Source organism: Chamaesiphon sp. VAR_48_metabat_135_sub, from assembly GCF_031418915.1.
Taxonomy (GTDB): domain Bacteria; phylum Cyanobacteriota; class Cyanobacteriia; order Cyanobacteriales; family Chamaesiphonaceae; genus Chamaesiphon.
Map to the genome: position 1 here is coordinate 1 of NZ_JANOJV010000163.1, position 3,257 is coordinate 3,257.

At 42.4% G+C, this 3,257-nt stretch carries 3 protein-coding genes and 1 pseudogene; 2 read left to right on the forward strand and 2 right to left on the reverse strand.

From position 1 onward, the window contains the following. On the reverse strand, nt 1-423 hold a 423-nt coding region (locus RMO55_RS11755; protein ID WP_310426741.1), incomplete at its 3' end, for a fatty acid desaturase. Between the two features lie 1,034 nt (nt 424-1,457). On the opposite strand from RMO55_RS11755, the pseudogene RMO55_RS22250 reads away from it, so the two are divergent. Together RMO55_RS22250 and RMO55_RS11765 are read left to right on the forward strand one after the other, a co-directional pair. After that, a pseudogene (locus tag RMO55_RS22250) lies at nt 1,458-1,541 on the forward strand (XamI family restriction endonuclease); the annotation flags it as partial. Nucleotides 1,542-1,543: 2 nt separating this feature from the next. Continuing rightward, nucleotides 1,544-2,296, forward strand: coding sequence for a hypothetical protein (locus RMO55_RS11765; RefSeq protein WP_310426743.1), 753 nt, complete (start codon nt 1,544-1,546; stop codon nt 2,294-2,296). A gap of 16 nt (nt 2,297-2,312) precedes the next feature. Here RMO55_RS11765 and RMO55_RS11770 read toward each other — a convergent pair whose 3' ends face one another. Next, nucleotides 2,313-3,185, reverse strand: coding sequence for a DUF4435 domain-containing protein (locus RMO55_RS11770; RefSeq protein ID WP_310426744.1), 873 nt, complete (start codon nt 3,183-3,185; stop codon nt 2,313-2,315). Between the last annotated feature and the right edge of the window lie 72 nt (nt 3,186-3,257).

Sequence of the window (3,257 nt, forward strand, 5' to 3'; positions counted from 1 at the left end):
AAGGGGATTTGCTCGCTGGTACTCATCTTGCGTCCACTGCACGCGCTCTGGGTCGCGCAGGTCGATCCCATTCCAGCCGTGATGCAAGCGATGTAGCAGCGTATAGGTGCCATAGGGCCAGAACATCGGCCAGGTGGTCAGGCGGGGCAAAATCGTCTCAAACCACGGCCAGCCCGTGAGGGTGTGGTGAACCGTATCGTGACTACAGATAATCCAGAACACATAAAAGATGCCAGCGATTGCCGTAATTGCCATGAATGCAAACAGATTGTTGACTGACCAGGCTAGTGCCATTAAACCAATCACGATCGCGCCAATCGTCATAAACCGGAATAAGCCAACCAGAGGATCGACCTGACGTAAATCGGCGATTGCGGTATGCAGTTCTGTTGTGAGCGTGTCTGAAGTCGAAATACTGCCCATACCCGTACCTTCTGTTTAAACGCACTGCTACACAGTTAAGATCATTTTGCTGTTAGACTGCTGTCAATCCCTCACCTATCGTGCTTCTAAATTAATCGCAAGGTAGGGCGATCCAATTTCAGATCGGCGCAACTCAAATACCTATGGCAGAATGGATGAATACAATATCTATTTTACTGGATGAGTTACCTTCGATCGTTAGCATTCTAGTAGGTAGCAACTTAAGTTAAATAATTTCGATGAGATCTTGAAAATTTGCAACTCTCATGGTACAGACTACCCTAACTCACAAAATGTTAACAACGCGAGTTGGCAAGCTTTCCAATCACCTTTGACTCCGACATTCATTTTATCGCATCGACCCTGATGGCGACCGTCGGGTTGAAAAAAGCGGCAATTTCGACAGAAGATTGGGGTAGGGCACATATAAATTCTTATTGTTTTTATTCAAGTTAGTTGCGCTAAATAAAGCTGTGAAGATTTACCAGAGGTTATCTAGCTGTCAAAAAATTTATATTAACTTTGACTTCACCCACAGCCATTGAACCAAATGAATATGAGGAAGTTGTGAGTATTAACTTCTTTTCTAATGGTTTAAGCAACCGATTAATATTTTAGAACATATCAGATCCCCGACTTATCGAAGAAGTCGGGGATCTAACCTCGCAAACGTCCTAACCGCCCTGGCGATTGCGGCTCTCTCCGCTAAACAGTGTAAAATGTAGCGATCGCTACATTTTACACTCCTCCTGAATATGGATTTCCACCTAAATTATTTATTAAACTTACCGAATACCAGCGTTTTCACTCCCTTTGGGAAATCGATTTGATTTCTGTCTGGATGGCTTGCCAATCGCTGTGTACGCCTGATTTTTCGAGTTCTGCTAGTTCGGCGTGATGTTGGGCGAGGGTGGCTTCTTGGGCGGGGAGGGTTTGTTCTAGGGCGGTAAGATCGGTAATGGTTCGATCGAGATCTTGTTGGTTTTTGGCAATCTGGCTCTGGAGTTGGGTTTGTTGGTTGGTTAATTGAGTAAGGTTACTTGGGTTATGAAGCGGCTGAAGGTATTGATTGGGTTTGGGAACATCGGATTGAAGATCTAGCACAATTTGGGTTTTGAGTATGAGATGTATCGAGGAAGTAGAAACTCAGAGACAGATTATTCAGCGAGAACTCGATCTACTTAAAACCCAAGAGCAACGCAATATTTTGGGACAGTTTTCGACACCGACTATCCTGGCCAATGATATTCTTCGGAATACTTTAAAGCTAATGCCAGCTAGTGAGAAAATTCGCTTTCTCGATCCAGCAATTGGCATCAAACCGATTTTACCAAGTCCGCGACACCTTTCAGGGATAGAAGTAGAATCTGATGCTTTTGGATATCCCGCGATCGATCCTCGGTTGTTTGTCCTTGATTGCAAGTTGCCAATTAGTGAAATTGAACTGCTTTATCCTGAGTTGTACGCATATCTTCAGATAGGAATTAAAACAGGGGTTGCCAATCGATATTTGTGCAAAAGTCGCAAGCTTTGGTATGCACAAGAAAATCGGGCTGAGAGTCATTTCTACTGTACATACATGGGTAGATCTGACAAGAATGGTAAGAAGTCATTTCGATTTATTCTAAATCATTCAAAAGCGATCGTTGCTAATTCGTATCTGATTCTTTATCCAAAGTCAGAAGTAGCGGCTGTTATCGCCAAAGATCCAGAAATGGTGGCAACATTTTTTGAAGCGTTGAATGCGATTACGGAGAAGGTGATGGTTGATGAGGGGAGGGTATATGGTGGTGGGATGCATAAGTTAGAGCCGAGGGAGCTTGCTAATGTTCCGGCTCCTGAAATACTAAGATCGATCATCTCACGGAGATGATGCCTTTCCCTTATTGTCACTTTAGATCGATTCTCCAGACTATATAGCCTGGATTAGAATTTTCCCATTCCCTCACAGATATATAAATTTGGGTATCGAGGAAATAAGCTGCTTCATAAGCAAGCCTCAAACTACGCTCCAAGACATCCCTCTTAACTTCTTTAGTATCATAACTGCCGATCGCTTTTTGCAGTCCTAGAGATAATACTTCTATCAAGTCGTGACCACAACAAACTTGCCAAGGATCTAAATCTTCTCTTGTCAGATCGCGAATCTTCTGCTGTATAACCTCGCACTTAATGGTGAAACATTGAGATTTGTTTTGAACTGTCCTAATTAGATCGATTTCGTTTAGCTTTAATGTCTTCTCATTGATAAATTTCTTAAATTCAATACCTTCAAAGGTCAAGTTCAATTCATCTAGTTGAGATAACCAGCGGAGATAACCTATAGACAGGCTACATTGGAGTAATATAGTTCTAAGATCTCGATCGAGGTTACTAATTTTCTCCTCCGATCCGAACTCTAATAATAATTTATCAAGTGCGGGTGACTGAATTATTAAGGTTTCCAGATCGTGAGTATCTGTGAGGATTAAATTTGGGCTGCGATCGAGTAGTGGGGACAAGCAGCGATCGAAGTCTGCATCGACGATACCTAATGCACCTTGAAAGTTGTCTTCATCCAAAATCTCTAGAACCCGAATAACGATCTTTTTGCTGGATGGCTTGCCAGATACTACTCTCAGTTTACATTCATCACAATTGGTAAAACGTTCATAAAATACCTTGTCCGTACTACCTTCGAGTAGTAAGAAACTACCATTAAAAGTCGATCTTTGCTGTCTAATTTCATTAGCAAAGCGATCGGGTGTAAGAAACTCTCTCATTTATCAGATCCTTTCAACTCCACTGTTAGATCCCAGCGATCTTGAATGATATCTGGTGAATGAGTAGCCATC